The following is a 25,231-nucleotide window of genomic DNA, read 5'->3' as shown; positions in this document are numbered from 1 at the left end:
AGCCGGTTAAAGTTACCTGACCGGCTTAACTGACTAAATCAATAAAGAGTGAACAGAAATGACGCATACTGCCGTTTCTCAGGCTAATAGTGCTTTGCAGCTACCCACGGTGGAGCATGTCTACGCTCTTCTGAAAGCAAATTGTAAACCTGACCGCTTTGACGGGCGTGACGGACCCGTGTGGGGCCAGGAATACTCGTGGAATCTGGCAAAAGATCGCTTACAGGATCTGGAGAAATACGGTAAGGCATATGTCTCCCGTCATGAAGACCGTATGGGGGAAGGATTTAGTTTTGGTCCTGACCTGTTAATTATTCGCTAACGCTCCTAATGCCTGATGATATGGTAAGCACAACTGGAAAAATATGTTTTCAAAGCCTATGACCACTTTCACACCAGAACGTATTGAACAAATTTTGGAATTTGCCGAGGGTAGTAACCCAAGCGAAGCAATGAGTCTCAGAGCTGACGAAGTTGCTGTACTGGCACGTATTGGAAAGGCAGTTATGTCGATTGCGCCTGTTTATCAGTGCGAGTTTTGCCACCATGACGCAACCGGGCAACTTCAGTGGCACTGGGAAGATGTGAACAAAGCTTTTTATGATAAATACGATCCAGACAGACGCGGAAGACGTCGAATCCTCTATACCGCCCCGCCGATGCCTTTAGTTTCGGCTGACCTGCTTAACATGGCTTCATCTGCTATTGAAGACTTGCTCACTAACAAAGACAGAAGTGGTGCGGGAATGTGGAATGACATTCCAGAACAGCTACGACGCGCAGCAGAACTGGTAATGGATAATAGCCGGGCCGCTGAAACAGAAGCGATGCTGATGCGTCTTTATGTAGAATGTGACACAGGTGAGCGCAGGGGCAACGGCACTCAATCTGGCGTAGCAATGCCTTCTTGGCAAACCGTTGAAGAGGCACGTGTGTTGCTAGGGGTGAAATGATGCAGTTCTCGCCAGGGCAGTTTGTAATTCACAACAAGAAGCGCCTTGCGGAACGAAGGTAGACGTACTGACTGAGGTTCACTCCCCTCTCGACTGGTGGCGTAATGCCGCCAGGTTTTGATTCATATATGCCGTCCGTTAACGCATTTATATCTGACATACCTAATTTATCCTGATTCTTTTTTACATAAAGTAAAAGCATCACTTAATGCGATATGTGGATGCCGATAGTTTCAGGCTAATGTTATAAGTTTTGCAATCGTTGCCAGTTTGGACACCACAGAAATGTCAGATGTAATTCCAAAAAGAAAGATTTCCGTCCTGAACGCACAATAAGGTTTGTCGAAAGGCAAATTATAGATTTGTAATTTCGAGCACCATATGGAGAAGTTTTTTATACTTTTACGAACATAGTGACCTTTAGGAAAAGCTTAAAATAACACCAAACCTAAAGGGGAATAAGAATGAAACATCTCGCTTTTATTACTGCTGTAGCCGGACTCGGTATGTCTGTTCAGGCCCCAGCTCAGATATATGAATCGGCCTTTAAAGACACGAACGGTATTGAGATCCACGCCCCGTCTTCTCGTCTTATGCTTAATCCGGCATCACCGGTAACTTTGACACTTATTTCAGGTCTTGATCGTTTCGTTAATGTCAAAGTCACGAAAGACACTGGAACTGTCATTCTTAATACTACGACTACACGGACGGGTGTATCAGACCGACTAACAGCTGCTGACGGTAGTGAGTTCTACGGCAAAAAAGTAACTTTGCCTGCTTTGGGTGAAGGCAAATTTGTCGTTCAGATAAACGTGTTAGATCTCAATCAGAAGCCTGTAGCGACCTATAACTATAACTGGCTAATTGATGTCACCCCTCCAGCGGCAAATGCTCTTACCGCTAATACTGGTTCTGGCTCTACCGCTGGTGACGTGTGGAAGCTTGGATTAGAGGCAACGGGGCAGTATGACTTCACCTCTTCGGGCGTAAGTGATGCAAATGGTATTGATAAGGGCCTAATATATATTTACAGGCAGGACGGTAGCCTCTACAGCACTACACAGATGCAGTATGACGTATCCGGCCAAAAGATGTACCACACTTACTCTAAGAATTCAGTTAAGGGAACCGGAATACCAGACAGCAACCTGGATGAAGACTTTACTGCAAAAGTTGTTATCTTCGATAACGCAGGTAATAGCCGAACGCTGCCAACTCAAAAATTTCGCTACGACAACACGCTGGGTGAGATGACACTGTGGGCCGTTCATGATCCAAATACGTCTTCCAGCGTCGTACCCGGGGTTTCTAATTATCCGGCTTACAAAGCCGGTATGGTCGTTAACGAAAACCCTATTCGATTAGTCTACCGGATCCCAAAATCTAACTACCGTGCTTATTCAGAAGGTGGGCTTCAGTTCATCAATCAATATTCCGCCCCCAAAGAGATAGCTGTAGACAGCACTTATGCTTATGTTGAAATGACTCTTCCCTATGGCTCAATTAATGGGGATATGGCTCGTATGGCGAACTTTGGCCAGTGGGGAGGGTATTATCCGTCATACAGCCTCGTTCTAAACCCATCTGCAAACCAAACGCCTGCATTTGCGGGTACCTGGGTAGATTTCCTCGATGACAAGGGGAACTGGGTTAAGTGGAAGGATTTTGAGAGTGTGGCTTCATCACGACTGCCAATTAAAATTTCCCGACTTCGTTTTAACGTTGAAGCCCGGCCCTTTGCACAAGAGATCGGCGGTAAGGCGACCTGCACCATTCCGGCAGGAAAAACCTCGTGTGAAGCGCCTGAGACGTTTGATATGGCCTTGGGTACCCAGGGCTACAATAGGATCCTTTACTTCGTTCGCAGCATCAGCAATCCCATTTTGCGGTCTGAGCAATGGATTATGACACGCTGGAACAATAAACAACTGCCGGTAATAAACTCGATATCATATGACGAGACTAACAAGCAGCTGGATGTACTGGCGTCACTTGAAGGCGATGGTAACTGGTTCGACTCGGTCTCATTGAGGGAATTTTATCTTTCCGATAAGAACACCGGTACCCGGATGTCACCCACAGGCGTAATCAAATCTCGTATCTCAGGTAACTACACGATTGCTTATGATTTATCCCGTCAGTCTGAAGGAAAATACAACGTTGAGGTCAACATCAGGGACTTCTTCCAGAACCAGACCAATAAAACTTTCGGAGAAATTGCTCTGGATAACACTCCTCCGACAGTGGCCATAACATTCGACGGAAAGCCGGTAAAAGACGATACGGTAGTGTACGGCCTGGAGAACCTCAGGATCGCTCTGGCAGATAATCTGACAACCCCGAGGATAACCCGTCTTCAGCTCGTAGGTGGCCCCACAGCTGATAACGTTGAGCTTACGTGGTCACCGGCAGGCAAAGATACATACATGCCTGAGTATCCGAGGCTGTTCCCAAATTTCGAACCATCTGAAAATTATTCAATTAGCGTAACAGTTGCCGATAGTCAGTCGAATACCAAAACCTATACTCAGAAGTTCAGTTATCTACCGAATAACCTTGTGCAGTTACATAATCTACGCACATTATCGGTCAGTTCGCCTCTCAAAACGACAGATGGCGTACCCCTTGCGTACCTGTCCACTAACGTTCTGCGTAAGACAAATGGAGAAATTGCTAAAGGGGTCCAGAACGCAACGCTGACTGTGCGGAAGGATGCAGCCTTCGGTATTAAATTTAACGGGGCACAGGCGGCTCCAGGTGAGTCAGTTGAGGTGCAAATAGATATGGGCCAGGGGGATAATCTTCTGTTACCCGTTTATCCTTCCGAAAATGGGAAAGTTGGCACCTCAGAATTCATGATTCAGATCGACGAGTTGAAGTAACTACCCGGAGCCGACAGTAAAACTGACGGCTTCAATTTTACTGCCCTCCTTGACTCCGATCAGCCAGTACGTCTTCAGAGATTCGCAAGGAAGAACCGAAAGAAAAGTTACTTTAATCGTACGTTTCCAGCGATGCTTTTAAAAGACAATGCACACTCGTTGATTACGACAATGGGAGTGAGTGTCGAAACCCTTGAGTAAGGATACCCGGTAAATATACAGCCCCGGGGATCCTCTTCCTTCAACCGGGGATGACAACGGTAGTGAGTCCGGCAACTCACTCCCGTTGTCACTTCTCTGACATATCGTCATACGAGCTTACTCAAGTGCATCCACAAAGATGGGATCGTTTTGAATCTAAACTGGTACTGGTTAGCCAGTCACTTGCATCTATTCCCCCGTCGATACTTAAGTGACAATTGTAGTGATCTGCAATACTGGTGTCTCAGAAACACTGACGACGGTAGAGACTCAATACCCTAACCCCTGACAACAGGAGTGAGCTTAGAGGTGTTACGCTGCTGTCACTTAATGCTTGGGAATTGCCTGACTCACAACCATTGTCATCCGGAGCTACTGATTAACGTTGAACCGCTGGACTTTAATGACAGTGGTAGTGATGGATAGGCTCATTTCCATTGTCGTCATTTTATCGGACAAGCCTCTTCGTCCTACAGGTTTAAGCTGACAATGGTAGTGATTGGATGATCTCACTACTGTTGTCACTCAGTTCTTTGAGCGGACCCTTCCCTCGGTTGGTCGGCATTAACAACGGTAGTGACTCGATTGGCTCACTGCCATTGTCATCGTGTAAATGACGTACCTTATCAGCTCAGCTGAAAGCAATGACAACGGAAGTGACTCTAATTGCTCACTGCCATTGTCGTCGTGTCTATTGAGAGCCTTATCAGTGCACCTGAAAAGCAATGACAACGGTAGTGATTCTAATGGCTCACTACCGTTGTCACCGTGTGTATTGAGAGGATGGTCCACTTAACTGGACGTCTATGACAATGGTAGTGACTTTAATAGCTCACTACCATTGTCGGCGTGTGAATTGAGAGGATGATCAGCTCAGCTGTACGGCCATGACAATAGTAATGACTTAATGAGCTCACTACCGTTGTCACCCTGTTAATTAAGAGGCTCATCTGCTCTTCTGGAAGGCTATGACAACGGAAGTGACTTGCTGGGCTCAGTGCCATTGTCGCCGTATGAATTGAGAGGATCATCCGCTCTTCTGGATGGCAATGACAACGGTAATGACTTAATAGGCTCACTACCGTTGTCATCCTGTAAGTTAAGAGGTTGATCTGCTCAACGGGACGACTATGACAACGGTAGTGACTTGCTGGGCTCACTACCATTGTCACCCTGTGAATTGAGAGGTAGATCCGCTTAACCAGACGTCCATGACAACGGTAGTGACTTTCTGGGCTCAATACCGTTGTCACCCTGTGATTTAAGAGGTTGACCCGCTCTACTGGACGGCCATGACAACGGTAGTCACTTTCTGGGCTCACTACCGTTGTCGCCACATAGAATGAGAGGAGCATCAGCTCAGCTGAACGGCAATGACTACAGTAATGAGCTGGATGAAGCATAACCATTGACATCTGGCCCAACCGGAAGCCGTATTCGCCAATCCAATCGAGATTCACAATGGCCGTGACTCGCCGCATTAAGTTCCGGTGTCCTCCCAAAGCTGAACGCACACTCGGAGGACAATGACAATGCCAGTAAGGTACACATCATTACCATTGTCACTATAGCTACCAGAGAAGCCGGGATTTGAATGTCGATGGTAGTGAGTGGGTCAACTCACTGCCATTGTCACCCCGTTACGATATTTTCCGTTGGATGTACTGGCCAATGAAGTAAAGCGTAGAAACCGGGTGTTAACAGGTGACTCAGGAGAAAGCGTTGAATTCGCAATCTCGATCTACATAGGGTGGTAGAGAACAATGACAACGGTAATGACTTTTGACTCATTACCGTTGACGTGAAAGAGCGGGCTGGGACTAACGAAAATCGAAGAAGTAATTTAGCACCCGGAGCCTGAACCGCCGGGTTAACTTTAGCTGGCGTTGCTGTTCTTTTTCTGGCTTCGAAGACTACGAATATAGCGCAGTTCTTCAGCGGTTAAATCATGGACGGTAAGAACATCATCGCCGTCTATCGGGTCAGCTGGTGGGCATAACTCACCTTCTAAAACAGAAGACCCTGAGTTCTCTTCTTCATCTTCAACCACTTCTAAAGGAGGCTGAGTATTGTTCAAATTCAGATCGGGATCCCGCTTATGAATCTGGAAGTATACTTTTCCGTCTTTCTTAATTTCGGTGTACTGGAGGTATCCTATCGATGCCAACTCTTCAAGAGCCTTTCTCACGGTAGCATTCTGACTATTTGCTCGTGTTTTGAGGTTCAGACGATTTTTCAGCCGAGTAAGGGATATCGGTATAGGATTTGGCGGTAATGACTCTATGAACGTATAGAGAGCCTGGGCGCTTTCCTTCTTGGCCAACTCCTTAATTGCCTTCAGCTGCATCAAAACCTTATGATCGTATTGATAGAGCTCGAAAATCTTAGGATCAACCTGAAGGACAACCTGATCTGATTCCGGGTCTAACAGGGCAGACTGTACCAGATGCGTTGTATAGACTTTGGACGAGTTATTACTGGTGAACGACAAGGTAACGGATGCTAACCTGCGTAAGGAGGCGTCTATACGTTTTCTGGACGCTGTAGATGAGCGATAATTTTCAGGCGTACATAGCTTGAGGAATTCAGTGAATTTTAAGCTTATCGTGTCATTGTTAATCGGATGATTGGCATAGGTTCGAATGATGCCCATCCACGTCTTAAAATCTACTGACATATCAAGACGCTCACCGACAATTGAAATATTGGTGAACCCCTCGCTCTCCATTAAAGAGAGCGTCTGTAACTCTTTCGTTGCGTCAAAGCCAACCGTTTTATATTCCCGATTTTGACGCCCCACACTCTTTGGTGATGGGACGAACAGCCCGAGCCGCATCAAAGCAATAGACTGCACCGTACGGTTGCTGTTAGGACGCAAAATGATGTCTTTACCTGATTCTTTCTCTCTAACAGAGAAAGCCCTGGTGACCAGGTCCTGCTGCTCAGTATCTTTCTCTTTAGTCATAATAAGTTATCACTGAATGTGTAAACAGATTGGTGAATAGTAAGCCCCAGCGAACTCTATGTCACTGGATGGATCATTGTGATGATCCATATCTGTGCATAAGTTCTACCTAAAAAAACGACTCCACTCATTAAAACTTGGCAAAAACTCTTTGCATACAATGACCTGCAACTCTTATCAACAACGGATCAGATCAAGTTAAAAAGATCTAATGAAAAGTCACTACTATTGTCGCTCTGATCACTACTGATGTCAAAAAACTCATTACCAACGTTATAATAATCACTACCAATGTCAAAATAATCACTACTGTTGTCACTGATCACGTCTCAGGCCTTGTGCCGTCTGGCCTGGAGGCAGCGGGGATCTCTTTTGATCTATCAGGAACACTAAGGTACTAATTATTGGAACTACCTTGTGGAAAATGGGGATAAATAAATGCTTAGTTCTTATACAGGTCTCAACTTGCCTCCCTGATAAAAACTGTCGTCAAAGCTAAATCACAGCCACAGGCATTTTCGGTGGATAAATTTTTGAGAAATAGAAGCATACATGCAGACTCGTGTCGCAAGTAATTGAAAGTAATAATTTATTTAAATAATGCGAGTCACCTTACCTTACAGTGGAAGTTTAAGTCTAACCTCACTACCATTGTCACTTAAAATCATTACCAACGTCGAAATAGTCTCTACCATTGTCTTTTAAGTCACTCCCGTTGTCACTTATGTCGCTACTGTTGTCAGTGACAATGCTCCAGCCCAGTAACCATGCGGCCTACAGCGTACCGGGATCTTCTTTGTACTCTCTGGCACCTTTGGGATCATTTATTGGATCTACATGAGGGATAAAATCTTTTGACGATTTCGTAGTGCAGTTATACCAGCGACTTAGCAAGACAAAAGCTGCAATTTAGTGACGAGTTACTAGTCTGCCCAACAAGAGCAATGCAGAGAAGATATGTGGTGAAATGACCATGGTAGTGAGTCTAATCACTACCATGGTCCGCAGTAAGCGTTACTTACGCAATGAACGTCGGACTGATTTGCAACAACATGGGCTACGGCGCATCAGAAGACGGCCGTTGTGCTTCAGCAAAACAGCCCTGCTTTATTTTAATTCTTCAATGTTAATCATGAACTCAGATCTGCCTGTAAGGCCGGATACAGCAGGGAAAATAGGAAAGCTACGGCTGTCCCCGAGCCCCAAATCCAGTTGAAGCTCTTTGCTTTCACCTGGCATCGCAGAAACACCATTTACAGTCACGCCGAATGCAGCGTCCTTACGGACAGTAAGCACTGCGTCCTGAAGCCCTGTAGCGATTGAACCATCCTTTTTACGCAGCTGGCTGGCATACAGAACAGCCAGAGGAGTATTGTCAGATGTTTTGAGAGAAGCATTGACAGCTAAGGTTTTCAGATTCTCTAGCCTGACGAGATTGTTTGGAAGGTAGTTAAATTCGACTGAGCTTTCTTTAACGTTGTTCATCTCATCTTTGGCCTGAACTGTGAGAGTGTATGTTTCGCCTTCATTAAGAGACGGAAAGATCTTGGGATAATTAGGTGCATACAGGTTGTTTCCCAGATTCACCCAAGACAATTCCACCGCATCAGAAACAGGGCCACCGCGAAGAGTCATACGGCTTAAGGATGGTTTAGTTAGAGCATCGGTGAGCTGTATACGGACGTTCTCCAGCCCATATACTGTTACGTTTTTGCTGATCGGTTTTCCTTCGTAGCTAATACTTACAGATGGTGCTGTATTATCAACGACAACAGTTTGATAAGGGAGGTTACCGGTATTGTTGAATGTATCTTGGGCATTAATTACCACGTTATAACTGCCTTCTGGTACCTCTTTCATGTTGAACTCATACGTGTAGTTCCCAGACGCCATATTTCTACCTGTTTGTTTGCCGGTTACGCTTATTTCTGCGTTGTTACGGTTTTTATCTGACAACCAAACTCGATTTACATAAACATGGTCGAAATATGAACCATCTCCAGGTTGATTCACGTAAACCTGGAGAATGTTGGTGGTTTCAATGTAATCAAATCCAGTGACGGAGGGACCCAGTGTATGCCAGGCTATATTCTCCCATATAGGGGCAAAGAAGGTTGCTTCGGTGGTTGACCTTACTTCATAGCCACTATGAAGATAGCCGGTAGTGCCATTTATAATATCCTGGGGCAAAGAGACGGTACAGGTTGTTGAGCCAGTTGGAATACTGCATGTTGCTCCGCCAGTGATTTTTTGATCATATGGCCTAGCCTGTACATTGAACCGGATATTAGTAAGTTTTATAGGCATATCAGATGCCTTGAACAGGTTCCAGTTTACGCTGTTGAACCATGTTCCATCAGCCTTTTGTCGTTCTATGGGTGAACTTCCCCAAGCCGGACTCTTTACAGAGGCAGGATCCCAGTTGAGCCAGCTGGCATACTGACCAAGATCTCCTCCAGACCATTGATATGTATTCACAGGTCTATAGTAGTTTCCATCTAAGGCACCCTGTGGCAGCTTAACTTCCACGTAGACATAGGTGGCATCTTCGGAAAGGACCTGTACTCCGCCATAGTTATTGGTAATGCTCATGCCACCATTTCGATATGGCTTCCAGTTAGTTCTTGGGATACGTATAACCAACTTGTAGGGGTTTTCCAGCACTGTAAGGCCTCGTTTAAACGGGACGTATCCCGAAGAAATGCCGGGTACAACACTGGTGCTTACACGTGAGTCATGAACTGCAAATGGCGTAAATTCTCCCATTTGATCGTCATATAAAAACCGCTGGGGAGGAATGTTAAGCGTATTTCCTGCCAGGTCCGTAACGATGAAATTGAAGGTGAATTCTTCATCAAGATCACTTGAGGGCATGCCAGCCTGGGTGTTCATATCTTTAATCCACGGATAGAACGCACGTTTATTGGCTGTGTCATAACTCAGGTTATTGTCGGAGACCACAGAACCATTACTTCGTTTAATGACAAGACGGATCTTGGCAATTCCACTAGCATCCTCAATACCGTCTGCAAATATAGAAAACTGGCCACTACCGCCTCGGCCCAACTCCCAAAGTGGCCCAGAAAGTACCATGTCGTAACCTGCGTTTTGACTCGGATAAATACTCTTATAGCGTGGAGGAGTTGTATCAACGATGAAATGATAAGTAGATGTGCTCACTACAGTCTGGCGAATATCCAGAGTTTCATTGACTACAGTAAAGGTCCCTTCTCCGAGCGCCGGTAGAACCATATCCTTTCCATAGTATTCTGTTCCATCGGCAGCAACGATACGATCTGCAACGCTCGTTTTGGTCGAGACGGAGGAATACATAACCTTTTTATCGCTGTCTCGTGTGACCGTCACTCGCTCGTACCGATCAAGACCCGATATCAAGTTCAGAGTCAAAACACCAGCGGGATTAAGATATGTTTGTGTTGCAGGCTTAATATTCCGAACAGCCTTATTGGTATCTGTAAATGAGTAGCTAAATACCTGAGCATGTGCCGAAGATACAGTAGCAAGGGCAGTTGCAACCATGCAGCCAATTAGAGTTTTACGCATATGATGCTCCGGGAATAGGTTATAGCCTTATTCTACGGATTCAGCCTACAAGGTCCGGTCGGATAAAGTGATAATTTGCCTGTTAAAAGAGACATCAAGTGAGAAAGCAACCAACGTACAGAATGCAAAATGGCGGCAGTGCATCTGGATGACGCAAAAGTAACTTTTTGTACCCACTTTTTTGGATTTTAGCCTTCAAAATGAGTATTCAACCAATCATAAAAGTAACTTTTGATAGACGCTGCTCCTTTATGTTTGCCAATTGTGCTGATATGTTTTTAAATTCAAGGAAGCGAGATTTTAAAAGCATCTGTTGAGTCAAATTTATGTAAAATAACAGGGTAACCATCACTTCTAGGTTGAGGAAACCCAATGTTATACATGCTCTTATGCTGTTTTCTGATGCTCAACAGTACATTCGTTATGTTCAGAGCAATGTCTGCAATAAGTAAAGGATCCGCTAAAGAAAACCGGTCTGAAATATCGCTGATAGTCCTAGCAACACTTGGAATTGCATCACCATTCATTGTCGCAATGATTACTATTAATGAAAGTATGACATCTAAAACAGTAACAGATTTTTCTTTGGGTGCTCAGTGGTCCGGAATGGTTTCAGCGGTAGCGCTAATGGGGTTATATGCTCGACGCGTTTGGAAAGAGAAGAAGTCCTTATTTACTGGCGCTTTCCTGGCCTCTTCCTTAATGGCCTTTATTTTTACTGACAGCCTTGTTTTCGTATCCCAGAAGGACACCGGCGTTCTGGCTACTTTCGTACTCGATAAAAACGCTGGAGATATTGATTGTAGTCGCCCGGCTATGATTGTCCATTACAGTAAAGGTGTTCCAACGGACTGGCGTTGCCCAACCAGTATCATGTTGATGGCGTATTCTTCATATCCTTTTTTACCTTGGCCTGAGTATAGCCATGGTACCAGCCAGTCTCTTACGGTTGTTATTGATACATTTATGGAAAACGCTGTTAATCTCAGTCAAAAATAATAAATAAACCTCTCTAGTGAGAGGTTTTATAAACCTGAGCCACCAATCTAATTAACTCTATATTTTTGTTTTAGCTTTTTTAAAGGTAGACTTACCGAATAAAACAGCAATTATAGAGCAAAGGCCTGGCGTTAGGACAAAAGCTAATAATGCACTGCCAAAACTTGTCATTTCAGGCACCACGAACCAGCTGATAGGCCACGTCAGGGCAGGTAAATTTAGCGGATCATAAAGCGCATGTAGAGCGCTTAACACACAGTAAAGTGCTAAAAAGCAAACTAGATAAACAACGATCCACATTTTAATTTGCTCAGCAATTTCAAATTTAGGACTGCCCATGCTTTACCTCAGTGGCTGAATATTGATGGTTAATATCTTTAATCACCCGTAAGCACTTAGTGCATACCTTAGTTCGATTTGTCTGCTTGTCCAGAGTGTATTTAACTTCAAGTTGACCTCCAGCATTAAGCAAAGTGAGCATCTCATCTTCTAACACGCTTCGGTAAATGGTCTTGTCCGAGAGTGTGCCCGGTAACGAGTACTCAACATAATTGTTTGAAACTCTTACCGATTTAGGGATTTTACCACTGAGCTGGATTTCATTCGTTGAAGGCATTACAGTTACTTTAATCACAGTTGCCGGTGACCAGAAATCCTGATAACGCACTTTATGAATTTTATCAGCTCTAAGGCCTAACCACACATTTCCGGCGATAAGAACAATAAGCAATCCATAAACTGATCGTCGAATGTTACGCCTTTTAATCACAATGTCCCCCATCCCTCAAATATCATTCTAAATAACTGCACCAGGATATCATGAGCGTAATTAAAAGAATTCTTCATAACCGGGGTTTTCAGTTGAGTTTGCGGACTCTTTACTTTGCGGTTTCTCGCCCTCTATTTGAGTATCCCTGACAGGTTTGGATTTACCCATGCTCCTCTGAAAGGTATCCATAACAAACTCAATATCTTCTTCTGGCAGGCTGGTGGGTTGGTTGCTCATAGGACTTCCTCTTGTTGAATACGTTCGGCGTACAGGATGCGAACCGAAACGGTCGTGTTTTCAAACTCGTTCTCAAAAACGTCCATCCATTCCGTCCGGAATTCTTCCCCCAGAAGGTTATCGAGCCCCTGAAGAGATAATGGAAGAACGGCTGCTAGAGATCCCCCGGCTGCGAGATGAGATGCAGCTGCCTGGAGATGCAGCCTGGCCCGGTTATCGGCAAAAGGTGGGTTCATCACGACATAATCAAACTTCTTCTGTTGATTAGACTTAGACCATGTGAGGAAGTCAGCTTCTGTCGTATCGTATCCCTTAGCCCGGGAGATAAGGCAATTCAAAGTATCAAGCTCGATGCCAGTAACGATCACACCGGCAGGGAATGATTTAAGCAAATCCGCATGGCCAATATTAGGCTCCAGGAGGGTATCCCCTTCCCCTGCACCGAGCAGGGAATATACATATTCGCTGATTCGGCAAGATGAAGGGTAAAACTGATGCGATACAATATCAGGCATCTCCCCTATCTGGCCGATGTAACGAATAACCTCACACGGATCATAGGAAAATGTCACATCGTATTTTGTTACTGTTGCCCCTAAGAACCGAAGGGTGTCAGCGGCAACACTCGAAGATTTGCGTTCGGCGAGAGACCCTAAAGATGTCCAGCAACTCCATTTATTGTCCCCGTCATTTTTAAACATTAGTTCAGAAAGCTGCATCCGGGTATCAAAGTCGATGCACTGCTTAAGTACAGGGAATGCCTCCAAAGATTTCTTGCTATGAGCCATGCGGTCGGCAGGTAATGCCAGCGGTACGATAGCTGATAAAATATTGTTAAGCCGCTCGGCGATATCAGGGTGGACGTCAATATGCATTGATCCATTTTTGTAAACCCTGAAACGAATACTGTTGCCATCGATGCAGATCCATTTTCTGAACCCCTCATGTTCGACCAACGCCTCAACCAATGATTTGGTGTTATGGATCGCCTTCACCTGTTCGCCACGGAAGAATGCGCATATAACGCGGAGCTCGCTCAGTGGTGAAATGCCAGACTCTTTAAAATCCACCCTTAATTTCTGCCAGGGGTATTTAGACGGCTCGCAAACTCCGGTAGTGATCATGCGGGTGGAGAACCCAAAAGCTTTGTTTGTCTTATGACTGCGGCTCAGAGACTGGAAGACGTCGTAAACCCTTTCTTTAATAAATTGATTGCGGTCATTAAGCAAAGCAACGACTGTGCCTACTACAGCGTCAGCTGTGAAATCAGGGATCACCTGAGGCGGCATAATATAGCGGTCGGCCGTAAACTGCTTATCCCATTCGTTACGTTTGGCATCCGACATGATAGGCAAAACATCAGTGAGTGCCATAACGCGTTTCCAGTATTCAGATCTCAGAGCGTTTTCCGCGAACAAGGCATCCGCTTCAGAGATACTGTGGTTGTAGCCTGAGAGATAAGAATAAAGTTTCTGGTGATTGTGGGTTTTGAACTGGACAGCCATGTGTTTCAACAAGCAGAGTTCATCATTATAGGACTCAACAAGATCCGCGATAATGCCGAGCTCTTTGCGCATATCTGGAAGAAATGTTTCAGAAGAGCTAACCACCAGGCTATGAGAGGTTGTTAAAGCCAGTACGCTGTGACCTGCATTATCGGGTTTAGCTTCAGAATCAAGAGATGACATTTTACCGGTCCTTTAGAAAAAACTTTTACCAGGATAGCAACGTCGCTCTGTAACCTAATAGGTTCAGTGACACGAAAAAGTTTTTTATGTCTCTGAATAAAACTTAAAGATGTCAACTCATAGAAAGAAGCAAAAAAAAAGCCCCGCATAAACGGGGCAAGAACGATACATGGAGGTTTAAAAAAGGCGGGCAAAAAGCCTGAATCCTTAATGACTCTGACAAAACCAACACTTTGCCAAAAGTAAATTATTCTGCGTCCGGCTGTGGGTCAGTATCCTGATCGGTCTCTTCCCCTGCCTTCTTAGCATTTTTTTTACGTGGGTATTTTGGCTTCTCACCATTAAGTTTTGCCTGACGATTCTCCGCACGGCGAAGCTGCTTGTTCTCTGATTCTGTGATCTCTTTTGAAAGATTTCTCAGCATCTCCAGAGTACTGCGGTTCAACGTAATGTTGATTTCTTCGTCAGCACTTGAATCTGTCATCTCCGGCAATTCAATATCCCCCAGTTTCTGTAATAAGCTGGTGGTGATGAGTTTGACGCCTTCTACGGCTTTTGTGGCAATAACCGGCGGAATCCGTGCTGGCTTGAAGTCTGAAGGTCTGACTCGTACCTGACCATGTTGGGTTTTTTTCACCGTGATGCCATTCGCATCGGCCTGCTCAAGTTCCGCGATCATCTTCTTGATACGTGAAATTGCTTCTGTTTCACCGAGCTCATCGATCAGTGAAAGCACGTTAACATACGAAATAGCGTCAGCATGAATCCATTTCTTGATAACAACAGAACAGGTTGTCAGGCGGATAAGAGAACTGATGGTCGTCGGGCTTTTATTTTCACGTTGAGCAATTCGTTCGAGTGACCAGCCAGCAAGAGAATGTAGGCGACGATAGGACTCGCCAAGCGCAACAGGAGAAAGCGCAAGACCACGGTTACCATCAATGGTCGCGAGCTCACAGCCAATTTCATCTTCTTTAATCTCAACGCAAAGGATTGTGATGTCATGATCTTCATCACATGCCATCATTGCGGCTTTTAAACGGCAGTGCCCCTGGCGAACAAAAGGTACCCCATCAATGACACGTACTCGGATAGGGTCTACATAGTCACCTCGAATGTAGGCATTCTTGATGTTGTAGATGTGTTCTTCAACCTCAGGGAGCTTATAGTAATCGTCACCCATTCCCATTTCGCGGGAGTTGAAGCCTGGCGTGACCTGAATTACTGAAGGGTGGATAGCCCATGCTTTCTGGTCACTTACTTCAGTACAAAGTTCAGGGTTTGCATCACGGAACTGTTTAAGCCCAGTGACGTAACGACCTGTGCCAGTAACTACTGAAAAGGCAACATGGGCCGTTTTAAAGACCTTGTCATTAGCTTGCTGTGTAGGTTCTGTCAGTAAAACACTCATAGGGGCTCCGTTACATTTTTCTGCTTACTTTCTGCGTAGCGGGGATACTACCGAAAAAAAAATCCATAATTTTTCGCAAAAAAGGTACTTTTTGAGCCTATTCTGATTTTTCACAAAAAAAGAGGGCTCCCCATTTCTTGTGATGGCATCAAAATCGCTTCATAAACAAAGACATAAATCCAAAACATAAAGTTCAGGTATCAGTGAGGAAAAATCTTATAAATCCGCAATGCTGAAAGTCAAAACTGTGCGTCTTAAACAACTTTTTTTTGCTCCCTAAGTTATTAGTTAAAGCCCGTGGTTAGGTACGATACCAGCACCTAAATTTCTCTCTCAGGTATAGACACTTTGACTCGACATCTCAGACACATGCCGATAATCAAATGGGCTGGTGGAAAAACGAAACTGATGCCTTTCATCAGCCATCACTACCCACACGATCATAGTTGCCGGTGGGTAGAACCCTTTATAGGCGGTGGTGCCGTTTTTCTGAACATGTTTGCACAAAATGCATTGCTTGCAGATAGCAATCCAGACTTGATCAACCTATACAGGACTATTCAAAGACAGAAAACTAACTTTATAAATCAGGTCCAAAACCTAGCGGATAAAACCTTTGTCGAAAAGGACTACTATGAGATGAGGGACCGTTTCAACAAAACCTGTATTTCTGGTCAACCGCTTCAAAGAGCGGCTTTGTTTTACTCCCTGAATCGCCTGGGCTATAACGGTATGTGCCGCTATAACTCAGAAAGAATCTATTCAGTGCCCTGGGGGAAACATACAGAACTGAAGCTTGACTTCAATAAAATAGACTACCTTTCATTTCGTCTTTCAGGTATTGAACTGATCACCGCTGGTTTTGAGGAGACTCTGGCCGCAACCGGCGAAGGAGATCAGATTTATTGTGATCCGCCATATGACAAAACAAGCAAAACTAGTTTTGTCAGTTACGATGGTAAACCGTTCAGCCAAAGCGACCACGTGCTGTTAGCAAATATGCTCGTTGACGCTCACAGAAAAGGCGCTGCTGTTGCGATATCAAATAGCCTGACACCATTCACTTTGGGCCTCTATGAAGAGCGTGGATTCGTCATACACAGACTCAGCGCTTACCGATCCGTAGGAAGTAAGCCAAATACACGGAAAACGGAAACAGAAATACTGGCCGTGCTGAAATAGAGTTAATTCTAATCAACGGGGCTAATCCATTCCTGAAAAGTTAATACCTCAGGGTGAGTTCGTTGAACATAAGGTATAAACTGAAGCTCTTCTATTCTCCGGTCGCCCCTCTTTCCTTCGCAAATAAATGAAATGAGTCCTTGCTGAGAAAGCCCAGTAAGGACGCTCATAAGTCTTATATTTAGAGTTTTAAGCTGTAAGTCGTTATTAATGTCCTCCACTTTATGAGAGCTCTGGCCTGAACGTTTAAGATACTCGTAAACCATGAAATTCGAATTTCGTCGTTTTAACAATTTTTCGGTTATGCATTCCTGAATGAAACCGCCAAGAGCATCTAAAAGCGGACTGAGAACTACCGGGAAAGTTAATGTGTAACTTTGAGAAGTTTTAGACAAAGTAAATGAATTTAGAAAGCTAAAGTTAAGTCTCTTTTTTGAATATGGAGCGTAAGCGACAAGAGTAGTTGACATAACAGTAAGTAAAGCTTCAAGATGTTCCACTGTTATTAATGTGGTTTTATCTGTATTTCTTAGATTATGGAAATCAATAAACGCTACTCTTGAACGGCTAAGCCAATCTTGTACTTTAATGTCGATAGAAAATTGCGATATATGATTTGAACATTCATTTTGGTTGATAGGGCATGCAGACGAAAGATGGTTATGGATTATCATGCATAGCACAAAAAAAGGAAATCGGCAGGCTGTGGGGCATTGAAAACCGGTTAAAGAAAGCTTAGACGTTTCATATGCGCTTACCGGAAAAGTAACTTTTCTTAACGTTGGCTTTGACGATGTTCTTGCATTTTTACAAATGAAACCGAGACCCAGATCATTGTGCATTTTAAAGTCCATCTCCATCATCACCTTTTAGCCTTAACTGTATGGTATTGGTATACAAAAAATTAAAAATTATAATTAATAAGATTATCATTTTTTTACTATTGAAAAGGTTGTGATAGAGGGGAATTTAAATGTAAAAGATTTATACTCGCAGATCTTTATGAGGGATAAAACCCATTGCGTAAGCAACAATATTACGTGAGTGAGTCCTAACGACAGTTTAAGTCTTGGCTCTATATTTAAGCAGTAAAACATTTAACTGTCTTGGAGTTTACTTAACTTAAAAACTGTTATTGCAGCATAATTTTTCGAATCAAAATCATAGAATTTTCTGACTTTTCCAGTCAAATGATAACGTTCACCCAATAAAATGTGATCCTGTTTATCGGCCGTTAAAGCGATCCCGTCATTTCTAACTTTACCAGTAAATGTAAAAAAATAACTCCCTTTACTTTTTGCGTACGCGGCCCTGACTTCAGTAAATGTTAGTTCAATGCTTATGACCTGGCCGATATTGTAGCTATGTTTTAAAATTTCTTGTTCATTTTCCGGAGTTTCAGACAACATCACATCAAAGGTTGTAAAGAAACAATCCAGCTGGCGTTCTGTCAAAAAACGGTTATTGTCTAGTTGCGCCAATATACTATTAGAAAACTTAGTGTTAGCCTTTTTTGCTTTCTCAATAAGTACGTGGTTTCTGGATTTCCATGCTTCGAGTGTTGGGTTAACACGCAGTTCCGGAATGTTATCGAGAAAGGTAATTGGCTCTAGTACCACTAATTTTTCAATAATGGGTCCAACTGTTTGCACCCCATGACACTTTTCACATACATCAGCCCCTTTGTGGCCTGTGCCCGCACATTCGTTACATTCTCTTTCGATAGGTGCATAATAATTTCCATCTCCGTTAAGGGATACATTCACTGAGGCTGGTACCATATGACCATCAAGAGTAAAGAAAAGAGATTTCATTTTCGAAACACCTCCAAACGTGCCTCTACGATTGCTACAGCTTCTTTCACAGTTTTTTCATAGTGGTCATGCCCTTCAGGAAATTGGTCAAAACGTTTACCGTGTTCTAACTCTTCCATGTTGCGTTTAAGGACTTCATGAGTTAGAAGCAAATCATTATAATTATCGATAAGAGTCAGCTTTATAGGTTTAATCACTCAACTAATCCTCGGTTTTTTATTCCTTAAGGAGATCTCGAATTTCCAGAAGCTCTTCTAATTTTGGTTTAGAAAGAATGATTGCTGTATTTTCGTCGTTAAGTAAAGACAATAAAATATTTAGCTTTTCATCATTCAAGATTATTTGAACACCATCATCAGAAAATATTACATTTTTACTATCAACATTTTTGAACAAGTGTGCACTATCTCTACCAAATTTTAGTTCTGTTTGAGTATTCGTTATAGATTCCGTATGTGTACTTTCCACAAGCTCAAGAAATTCAGATTTTAGCCGTTCTGTTTTCTTATGCGAGAGGCGCTTAATACCCAAAGTCTTACGTGTGACTGCCGAATTTTTCTTTTCTGGTCCGCCTTTATTTAAGGTGTCTGGTCCTGCTCCAGCTGCATTGTGTTCAGGTATGCCTACAATTTTGCTCGTTGTAGTCTCAATATTCTTAACGCCAGGTAAGAAACCTTCTATATGTTTTAAAACCATTTTGTGATCGTTGGAATATTTTAACATTATTTCAATGGCGAGCGTTTTTTTGATTAGATTTAGGCTAATCAAACGTTGAAGCTCTAATGGCATATCAAGGATTTTTAGCATATTACGAATTGCGGTAGTTGATCGTTGATATCGCATTGCTAGTTCTTCAACCGAATACCCGAGACTAACAGCATGAGCTAATGCATGAGCTTGCCCAACCGGATTTAGCCCATTGCTTCTGTTACCATCGAGGTTCTCAAGGTATTCTTCAATTTCGTTTTTATAATCGATTAAGATAACAGATAATTTTGGAATATTAGCACCTTCAGAAATTGCTAATTTTAAGCCATGAAAACGAGTATGACCTTGACGAACTAAATATTTACCTTTTCTTTTTACGACCTTGATCATATCAACCTGCCTTCCTTCCTTAAAGGCTTGTTTGATTGACACAATCATCGATTTGACAGGTTCTTGTTCGTAACACAAATCTCCGATTACCGCCTCTCGGGGATTAAATCCCTTTTCAATTTCAACTAGATTAGTATCCACTTCAATGACTGTATGTTTGCTGTTGTTCATATCTTCCTCCTGTTTACTACATGATACATGAACCTCAAATTTGCCAAATAGGGCTGATACATCTAAAAGGTAAACTCAAAAAATTTGCTTAATAAAATTAAAATAAAAACTGTCTTGAATAAAACAATGATAGTAAACCCACTTTCATTTCCGTTTGCGATCTGTAGATATTGATAAAGGAGCGCTATTCCTTGTTTTATATGGACTTATCATTGTTTTCAACAGGTTAGATCAATTCTTTAGATCACTAAAGATCAATAGAGTTCAAGTAAAGATCACGGCATCTTTAACTCATTGATTATAGTAACTTTATGAAAGGATCCGGCATTCGGATGCATGCGAAAAGCATTTGAATGAATAAGGAAGGCATTTACTGGAATGCTTATGGCATTTAGGTAAATGCGTAAAAAGCATTTGCAAGAATATGTTATAAACAGTTTGCCAAATGAAAATCTTATCACCGACGAGTTAAGTTAATGATTAAAAACAACGAGTTAATCCATCCTTTTGACGTAACCAGTAATGAATCAGGTAAGACTTATCAACTGACGCCTAACTCGTCCAAGTCGGTTCAGCCCGTGGCCCTGCTGAGATTGAGTGTATTTACCCCTGTCGGCACAAAAGAAAACCGCGACCGAAACTTTGAAGTTGATGCCTCTGATGAGCTTTCGTGTATGGAAATTGCAAGATCGGAGGGTTATGACGACATCAAGATAACTGGTGTCAAACTATCTATGTCTACCGACTTTAAGTGCTGGCTCGGGATCATCATGGCTTTCAGTAAATATGGTTTTACTTCCGAGAAGATTAGCCTGACTTTTAACGAGTTTGCGAAGATGTGTGGTATCAGTTCAACAAACATCAACAAACGAACTCGTGCGCGCTTTAAAGAGTCATTAATGAACCTTGCATCGGTAGTGCTTGCCTTCTCAGACTCTCGTAGTGGTCGGTTCACAGTAACGCATCTGGTGCAGAAGGCTATGATTGATCCAAAAAGCGATACTGTTGAGCTGGTTGGGGATCCTTCTATGTGGGAACTGTATCGTTACGACCATAAGACATTGTTAAGCCTTCAGGTTCTATACATTTTGGCTAAAAAAGAAGCTGCGCAATCTCTCTATATTTATTTTGAAGCAATGCCAGCTGGTACGTTGTTCGTTAATATGAAACGGTTGAGGGAAAGGTTGCTTCTTACAACCCCTATTCGTACGCAAAACCAGATAATTCGTAAAGCAATGCGGGAACTTGAATCTATCGGATATCTCGATTATCAAGAAGTTAAGAAAGGTCGCGACATACAATTTCAGATCTTCAAAAGAAGCCCTAAGCTGGCCCTTGCCAAACAAGGTTGAAAGCTATCTGGTATGCACTGGTTATAACCTGCTGAAAAATAAGTTATTTATCAGTGCTATGCTTAGTGCTTCTTTTACTACTGGTCTTACATCTCGGCTTAATGTGCAAAAAAGTAACTTTTCAAACGAACTCCTGACTATTCATCTGTATGCCTTTCTGACTCAAGCGTACATGCTAGCCCATTCATTAAATGCCGTTGAGCAAGATGGTTTCGTGCGCACTCTATTCACGTGAATGCCTTTTGTGGATTACGCCTCTTACATTCATACAAATGCTTTTGATGTCGGTATCCCAAAAATTCATTCATTGAAATGCTTTTGTTTGCCACTGTATCCCGAGCATAGCTATGCAGTGGTATAAAAAGGCATTTTGGTGAATGGCATTAGGTCGAATGACACACAGTTCAGCTTTGTTAAGAGCGAGAATGGTCCAAGACATCTATGACATTGGGCATCAGAAGGACTATGTGCTTGATATGAGATCAAAAAAATATCAGAAGCATCACAACTCCAATGGCATTCAAAGAAATGCCTTTGTTTTGTTAGTACACCAAACAACCCAAAATTCATGCAGTTATATCAAAGACTCATTCGCAAAAGGACTCAGCCAGAAAGCATTTGCTTAAATAGCATTGGCCAAAAGCATTCGAATGAATGATGTTCGTATGGACAAGACAAAGTCCCACTCACGCCCAGAGGTGTAAAAGGCATTTAGATGAATGACGCACCGGCCCGAGGATTGTATGTAGTTTCTCCAACTGATAGTTGCCGAACCAGGGAGCACAGTGATATGCGGCCTTCTCAGAATCAAGAGATAGATAATAAGGGAACAAAAAAGATTAGATATGAAGCTTAGTTACCTGCCCGATATCTAGTTAGAGCTTTTCAAACCATCAAAAGTGACTTTTATGCTTGAGGAGTCTCATCAGCTTCAGGATTGAGCTTAACGTAATCTTACCCCCTCCCCTCTTTCAAACTTTTACTAAGCGTTCACTGGTACCTTTCAAAGATTATGCTTTAGGCCCTTTGCTTAAAAATTCACCAATCGCTAAACGTTAAAAAAAGGGGGTTTATGCGAACGGAAGGATCGGAATAAAAAAGTATTATTCATTCGCGTTTACGTGAACTCAAATCTACACGGAGTAATTATGGAACTTTCTTTAAATATTGGCCTTAGTGAAAAGAAATCTAACACGGCTGCACTTTTTAAAACAAAAAGCGCAAAAGTGATTTTGTTTGTTCTGCTGACCGTGCTTTTTTGCGGTCTGGCATATGCGGGTTCAGATGATGGGGCACTGGGAGATATTTGGTCATACATGAGTGAAAGTATGACTGGAGCTCCGGGCAAAATTCTGGCAGCCGCGATGTTGATCTCAAGCGTATATTTCTCTGTCCTTAAGCCTAACCCGGGCCTGGCACTGGTTTCATTATTCATGATGCTGGTAATGGCCAACGGCGAGAAAATTATCAGCACCTTTATGGATGCTGGCGTACCGCTGTAATTTATTGTTAATCATGCATGAGGGGGTTCATCCCCCTCTCTGGATTTTTAATGAGTAAGCAGAACGACGTTCCTCAGCATACCTATAGATTCCCTTTCAGGATCAACATGCCTCTACTGATTTTGTTTTGGGATGCCAAAAAATTAGGGCTTGCATTCATTCTGGTTGCATTTGGGAATATCTTCGAATGCTTCGGGTTTTCTGTTGTAGCAGCGGTTGTGTATTGGATTGCGTATAACAAAGCAGCTGAGTCAGGAATAAGAGGATTGCTAAAACACAAACTCTGGTGGCTCGGTTTTTTGCCAGGTAAAGCAGTTTTTAGTAGCCGTTATTTCAACGATCCATTTATCAGAGATTTGTATTCTTGATGGAGCTATGAATGAAAATGCTAAGTGGCATTAACATCCCTTTTTTCAAAAAATCTAAAAAGGATGAAAACGGTGATCTTGAACAGTCATACGTAAAGAAAGATGAAAGTGCTAAGGGACGTTTTTTGGACATTAAAAAACGATTTAGCCCACAAGCTGAAGCGTCAGGTGCTGGAATTACATACAGCGCCCTGATTAATCGTGATACAAAACTTATCCGCATTAATACTGTTTCAATAGCCGTCATTGGGTTATTGGTTGCAAAGATTCTTTTTTTCACTGACCCAGTGACGATTGTTACCCCTCCAAACATGAATGAAGAGATCACGGTTGTTGGTAACAAAGCATCGGAATCTTATAAAACACAATGGGCTCTCTTTTTTAGTACCCTTTTAGGGAATATTAATCCAACTAATATTTCCTTTGTGACGGCCTATGTCCTCGATGCCCTTTCACCTGAACTACAGGCTAAAACGAGTGAGTCTTTACAGGAGCAGATAAATATCATGCAGGCTCGTGGTGTTGAGCAGACCTTTAAGCCTAATGATATTTACTTTGATCCAAAAAATGACATGGTCTATGTCTGGGGTACCAAAACGACTCGACTTGTAAATGTTCCGGACAAAACTGAATCATCGAAATGGACTTATGAATGGGTTCTCGGGATGAAAAATGGTCGCCCAAGAATTGCATATGTAAATCAATATTCCGGAACACCGAATATTAAAAAAATTACGATAAACGGCAAAGAGCAACTGGCAACGCTGGATAATCCGCCACCGTCTACAGGTAACAAGTGATGATTAAAAAAAAGGGCTTAGGCTTCAACGCAATTACAGCATTGATCATGCTCACGACTTCGAACTGCGTAATCGCTGAAGAATACCAATTGCCAGCAACAATTAATAACCCGGTTGTAATGCCAGTTGGTGCTGACGGATTTCAGAATGGAGCTGCAAAAGCCATTATTCCGGGTCAAGCTGGTTCTGAACAGTCAGGTGCACAAACAAACCTTAGTGAAGCCGGTAATGCGCAGGGACAAAAACCTACAACTGATCTCCCTACCGTGCAACTTTCCCCAGCCAGCAATGCTTCGCCTGCGGTAAGCGCTATTACTGGAGCATTATCAAATAATCCTAGTCTCCCCGGATTTGACGCACAGACCCGATCTGGTGCAATTGATAGCTATGGGAGACCAACAGGTACCTCTTCCCAGCAGAATGCAACCAATGCGACCGCCACGTCAAAAGCCGATGAACTTTATGTCGAAGCTCGTAACCGATATAAAGAAGTTCAGCGTGTAAATGTGCCGCCTGGTGGGAATGTGGTACTGCCAGTTTCACGAGGACTTCAAAACAGAATATCGACCAGCTTCAAGAATGCTTCTGTCAGTACTTCTACCCCTGCTGAAGAGGCAAGCATATTTGTTAATGGTGGCGATGTCTTTATTTCAACTAATACCGATAAACCAATCGGGATTATGTTGTCTGAAGATCAGGTACCTGAATCGACCTATAACCTGACCCTGGTACCGCTTGATGTTCCCGGTGCGATGATTTCAGTTACTACATCTTTAAGCCCATCTATGCAAGCCAAACGTGAAACCTCATTGGATAAGCAAAACTATGAGGAAATGTTGGCCCGCTCCCAGTCAGAAGAACTGGCTCCAACGGATCCAAAACAAGACGATCATAAACAAAGAATCATTGATTTATTGACTCCTGTGGCTCTTGGTGAGGTCCCTTCAGGATTCAGTTTACAACAGGACCGACTTTCTCGTATTCCTGCGCCAGAGCAGTCACCATGTAACTTTAATATGTATGCAAAGCTCGGTCAGAGACTGGTTGGCTCACGTGAACTTATTGATGTAATTCTTGTGAAAAACGATAAACCATACGGTCAAATCGTTGCTGATCAGCAGTGTATGGCAGAAGGCGTTATTGCAAGTGCTTTATTTGATAAAGCATACCTGCAACCGGGAGAAGAAACAGAGCTTTACATAGTCCGGGATAAATTGTTCAAGGAACGCGAGGCCCGGGTTACAACCAGACCAAGTCTAATCAGAAAATAAT

21 protein-coding genes are annotated in these 25,231 nt (G+C 43.0%); 10 read left to right on the top strand and 11 right to left on the bottom strand.

What is annotated here, in order from left to right:
• Positions 1-58 precede the first annotated feature (58 nt).
• From AB182_RS02580 to AB182_RS02570, 3 genes are all read left to right on the top strand, one after another.
• On the top strand, positions 59-322 hold the full coding sequence (locus tag AB182_RS02580; protein WP_000149862.1) for a hypothetical protein: 264 nt from the start codon (positions 59-61) through the stop codon (positions 320-322).
• A 43-nt stretch (positions 323-365) separates the two neighbouring features.
• Positions 366-953 (top strand): hypothetical protein, encoded by a 588-nt coding sequence (locus AB182_RS02575; RefSeq protein ID WP_000491820.1) that lies wholly within the window; start codon positions 366-368, stop codon positions 951-953.
• Between the two features lie 464 nt (positions 954-1,417).
• Positions 1,418-3,838 carry an Ig-like domain-containing protein gene (locus tag AB182_RS02570; RefSeq protein ID WP_000681217.1) on the top strand — a complete coding sequence of 807 codons (2,421 nt, stop codon included), beginning with the start codon at positions 1,418-1,420 and terminating at the stop codon, positions 3,836-3,838.
• Positions 3,839-5,915: 2,077 nt separating this feature from the next.
• Here the strand turns inward: AB182_RS02570 and repHI2 are convergent.
• Together repHI2 and AB182_RS02560 are read right to left on the bottom strand one after the other, a co-directional pair.
• Positions 5,916-7,004 (bottom strand): IncHI-type plasmid replication initiator protein RepHI2, encoded by a 1,089-nt coding sequence (gene repHI2 / locus AB182_RS02565; RefSeq protein WP_000159528.1) that lies wholly within the window; start codon positions 7,002-7,004, stop codon positions 5,916-5,918.
• 1,107 nt (positions 7,005-8,111) lie between these two features.
• A complete protein-coding gene (locus AB182_RS02560) occupies positions 8,112-10,568 on the bottom strand; it encodes an Ig-like domain-containing protein (protein ID WP_047368896.1) in 2,457 nt (818 codons plus the stop codon).
• 372 nt (positions 10,569-10,940) lie between these two features.
• Here AB182_RS02560 and AB182_RS02555 point away from each other — a divergent pair, with 372 nt between their 5' ends.
• The gene (locus AB182_RS02555) at positions 10,941-11,567 is read left to right on the top strand and encodes a hypothetical protein (protein WP_000966518.1); all 627 of its coding nucleotides are present in this window, start codon (positions 10,941-10,943) and stop codon (positions 11,565-11,567) included.
• 57 nt (positions 11,568-11,624) lie between these two features.
• Here AB182_RS02555 and AB182_RS02550 read toward each other — a convergent pair whose 3' ends face one another.
• From AB182_RS02550 to AB182_RS02535, 5 genes are all read right to left on the bottom strand, one after another.
• On the bottom strand, positions 11,625-11,906 hold the full coding sequence (locus AB182_RS02550) for a hypothetical protein (RefSeq protein ID WP_000535423.1): 282 nt from the start codon (positions 11,904-11,906) through the stop codon (positions 11,625-11,627).
• Entirely contained in the window at positions 11,893-12,336 is a 444-nt protein-coding gene (locus AB182_RS02545) for a hypothetical protein (RefSeq protein ID WP_001805248.1), read from the bottom strand. Before AB182_RS02545 ends, AB182_RS02550 begins: the two co-directional genes overlap by 14 nt.
• Before the next feature lie 60 nt (positions 12,337-12,396).
• Positions 12,397-12,573, bottom strand: a complete 177-nt coding sequence (locus AB182_RS32505; RefSeq protein ID WP_000070862.1) for a hypothetical protein — start codon at positions 12,571-12,573, stop codon at positions 12,397-12,399.
• Positions 12,570-14,261, bottom strand: a complete 1,692-nt coding sequence (locus AB182_RS02540) for a DUF4942 domain-containing protein (protein WP_000096325.1) — start codon at positions 14,259-14,261, stop codon at positions 12,570-12,572. The genes AB182_RS32505 and AB182_RS02540 overlap by 4 nt, the downstream gene beginning before the upstream one ends.
• 247 nt (positions 14,262-14,508) lie before the next feature.
• Positions 14,509-15,672 carry a hypothetical protein gene (locus AB182_RS02535; RefSeq protein ID WP_000114860.1) on the bottom strand — a complete coding sequence of 388 codons (1,164 nt, stop codon included), beginning with the start codon at positions 15,670-15,672 and terminating at the stop codon, positions 14,509-14,511.
• 408 nt (positions 15,673-16,080) lie between these two features.
• Between AB182_RS02535 and AB182_RS02530 the strand changes: the two genes are divergently transcribed.
• The gene (locus AB182_RS02530; RefSeq protein ID WP_012477424.1) at positions 16,081-16,854 is read left to right on the top strand and encodes a DNA adenine methylase; all 774 of its coding nucleotides are present in this window, start codon (positions 16,081-16,083) and stop codon (positions 16,852-16,854) included.
• 8 nt (positions 16,855-16,862) lie between these two features.
• Here the strand turns inward: AB182_RS02530 and AB182_RS02525 are convergent, their stop codons facing one another.
• The 4 genes from AB182_RS02525 to AB182_RS02510 form a co-directional block, all read right to left on the bottom strand.
• Positions 16,863-17,717: a hypothetical protein gene (locus AB182_RS02525; RefSeq protein WP_000970401.1), complete on the bottom strand. Its 855-nt coding sequence runs from the start codon at positions 17,715-17,717 to the stop codon at positions 16,863-16,865.
• 234 nt (positions 17,718-17,951) lie between these two features.
• Entirely contained in the window at positions 17,952-18,668 is a 717-nt protein-coding gene (locus AB182_RS02520; RefSeq protein WP_000838219.1) for a DnaJ-like cysteine-rich domain-containing protein, read from the bottom strand.
• Positions 18,665-18,865 (bottom strand): hypothetical protein, encoded by a 201-nt coding sequence (locus tag AB182_RS02515; protein WP_000594930.1) that lies wholly within the window; start codon positions 18,863-18,865, stop codon positions 18,665-18,667. Before AB182_RS02515 ends, AB182_RS02520 begins: the two co-directional genes overlap by 4 nt.
• 19 nt (positions 18,866-18,884) lie before the next feature.
• Positions 18,885-19,937, bottom strand: coding sequence for a hypothetical protein (locus AB182_RS02510; RefSeq protein ID WP_001065778.1), 1,053 nt, complete (start codon positions 19,935-19,937; stop codon positions 18,885-18,887).
• Positions 19,938-20,413: 476 nt separating this feature from the next.
• Between AB182_RS02510 and AB182_RS02505 the strand changes: the two genes are divergently transcribed.
• From AB182_RS02505 to AB182_RS02480, 5 genes are all read left to right on the top strand, one after another.
• Positions 20,414-21,289 carry a RepB family plasmid replication initiator protein gene (locus AB182_RS02505; protein WP_000594611.1) on the top strand — a complete coding sequence of 292 codons (876 nt, stop codon included), beginning with the start codon at positions 20,414-20,416 and terminating at the stop codon, positions 21,287-21,289.
• Between the two features lie 1,148 nt (positions 21,290-22,437).
• Complete coding sequence (locus AB182_RS02495; RefSeq protein ID WP_000423602.1) at positions 22,438-22,791, top strand: hypothetical protein; 354 nt, start codon at positions 22,438-22,440, stop codon at positions 22,789-22,791.
• A 17-nt stretch (positions 22,792-22,808) separates the two neighbouring features.
• Positions 22,809-23,159 (top strand): type IV conjugative transfer system protein TraL, encoded by a 351-nt coding sequence (locus AB182_RS02490; protein WP_001447770.1) that lies wholly within the window; start codon positions 22,809-22,811, stop codon positions 23,157-23,159.
• An 11-nt stretch (positions 23,160-23,170) separates the two neighbouring features.
• The gene (locus AB182_RS02485; protein ID WP_000783153.1) at positions 23,171-23,959 is read left to right on the top strand and encodes a TraE/TraK family type IV conjugative transfer system protein; all 789 of its coding nucleotides are present in this window, start codon (positions 23,171-23,173) and stop codon (positions 23,957-23,959) included.
• Positions 23,959-25,230, top strand: coding sequence for a TraK domain-containing protein (locus tag AB182_RS02480; protein ID WP_000592092.1), 1,272 nt, complete (start codon positions 23,959-23,961; stop codon positions 25,228-25,230). The genes AB182_RS02485 and AB182_RS02480 overlap by 1 nt, the downstream gene beginning before the upstream one ends.
• Position 25,231 lies beyond the last annotated feature (1 nt).

Source organism: Phytobacter ursingii (assembly GCF_001022135.1).
GTDB lineage: Bacteria > Pseudomonadota > Gammaproteobacteria > Enterobacterales > Enterobacteriaceae > Phytobacter > Phytobacter ursingii.
This window is presented reverse-complemented; position numbering and strand designations above follow the sequence as displayed.

Coding starts and splice junctions, on each gene's coding strand:
- AB182_RS32505 (WP_000070862.1), bottom strand. CDS start 12,573: ATGAGCAACCAACCCACCAGCCTGCCAGAAGAAGATATTGAGTTTGTT.
- AB182_RS02490 (WP_001447770.1), top strand. CDS start 22,809: ATGAGGGGGTTCATCCCCCTCTCTGGATTTTTAATGAGTAAGCAGAAC.
- AB182_RS02550 (WP_000535423.1), bottom strand. CDS start 11,906: ATGGGCAGTCCTAAATTTGAAATTGCTGAGCAAATTAAAATGTGGATC.
- AB182_RS02485 (WP_000783153.1), top strand. CDS start 23,171: ATGAAAATGCTAAGTGGCATTAACATCCCTTTTTTCAAAAAATCTAAA.
- AB182_RS02525 (WP_000970401.1), bottom strand. CDS start 17,717: ATGATGGAGATGGACTTTAAAATGCACAATGATCTGGGTCTCGGTTTC.
- AB182_RS02510 (WP_001065778.1), bottom strand. CDS start 19,937: ATGAACAACAGCAAACATACAGTCATTGAAGTGGATACTAATCTAGTT.
- AB182_RS02575 (WP_000491820.1), top strand. CDS start 366: ATGTTTTCAAAGCCTATGACCACTTTCACACCAGAACGTATTGAACAA.
- AB182_RS02530 (WP_012477424.1), top strand. CDS start 16,081: ATGCCTTTCATCAGCCATCACTACCCACACGATCATAGTTGCCGGTGG.
- AB182_RS02535 (WP_000114860.1), bottom strand. CDS start 15,672: ATGAGTGTTTTACTGACAGAACCTACACAGCAAGCTAATGACAAGGTC.
- AB182_RS02560 (WP_047368896.1), bottom strand. CDS start 10,568: ATGCGTAAAACTCTAATTGGCTGCATGGTTGCAACTGCCCTTGCTACT.
- AB182_RS02505 (WP_000594611.1), top strand. CDS start 20,414: ATGATTAAAAACAACGAGTTAATCCATCCTTTTGACGTAACCAGTAAT.
- AB182_RS02480 (WP_000592092.1), top strand. CDS start 23,959: ATGATTAAAAAAAAGGGCTTAGGCTTCAACGCAATTACAGCATTGATC.
- AB182_RS02580 (WP_000149862.1), top strand. CDS start 59: ATGACGCATACTGCCGTTTCTCAGGCTAATAGTGCTTTGCAGCTACCC.
- repHI2 (WP_000159528.1), bottom strand. CDS start 7,004: ATGACTAAAGAGAAAGATACTGAGCAGCAGGACCTGGTCACCAGGGCT.
- AB182_RS02540 (WP_000096325.1), bottom strand. CDS start 14,261: ATGTCATCTCTTGATTCTGAAGCTAAACCCGATAATGCAGGTCACAGC.
- AB182_RS02555 (WP_000966518.1), top strand. CDS start 10,941: ATGTTATACATGCTCTTATGCTGTTTTCTGATGCTCAACAGTACATTC.
- AB182_RS02495 (WP_000423602.1), top strand. CDS start 22,438: ATGGAACTTTCTTTAAATATTGGCCTTAGTGAAAAGAAATCTAACACG.
- AB182_RS02520 (WP_000838219.1), bottom strand. CDS start 18,668: ATGAAATCTCTTTTCTTTACTCTTGATGGTCATATGGTACCAGCCTCA.
- AB182_RS02570 (WP_000681217.1), top strand. CDS start 1,418: ATGAAACATCTCGCTTTTATTACTGCTGTAGCCGGACTCGGTATGTCT.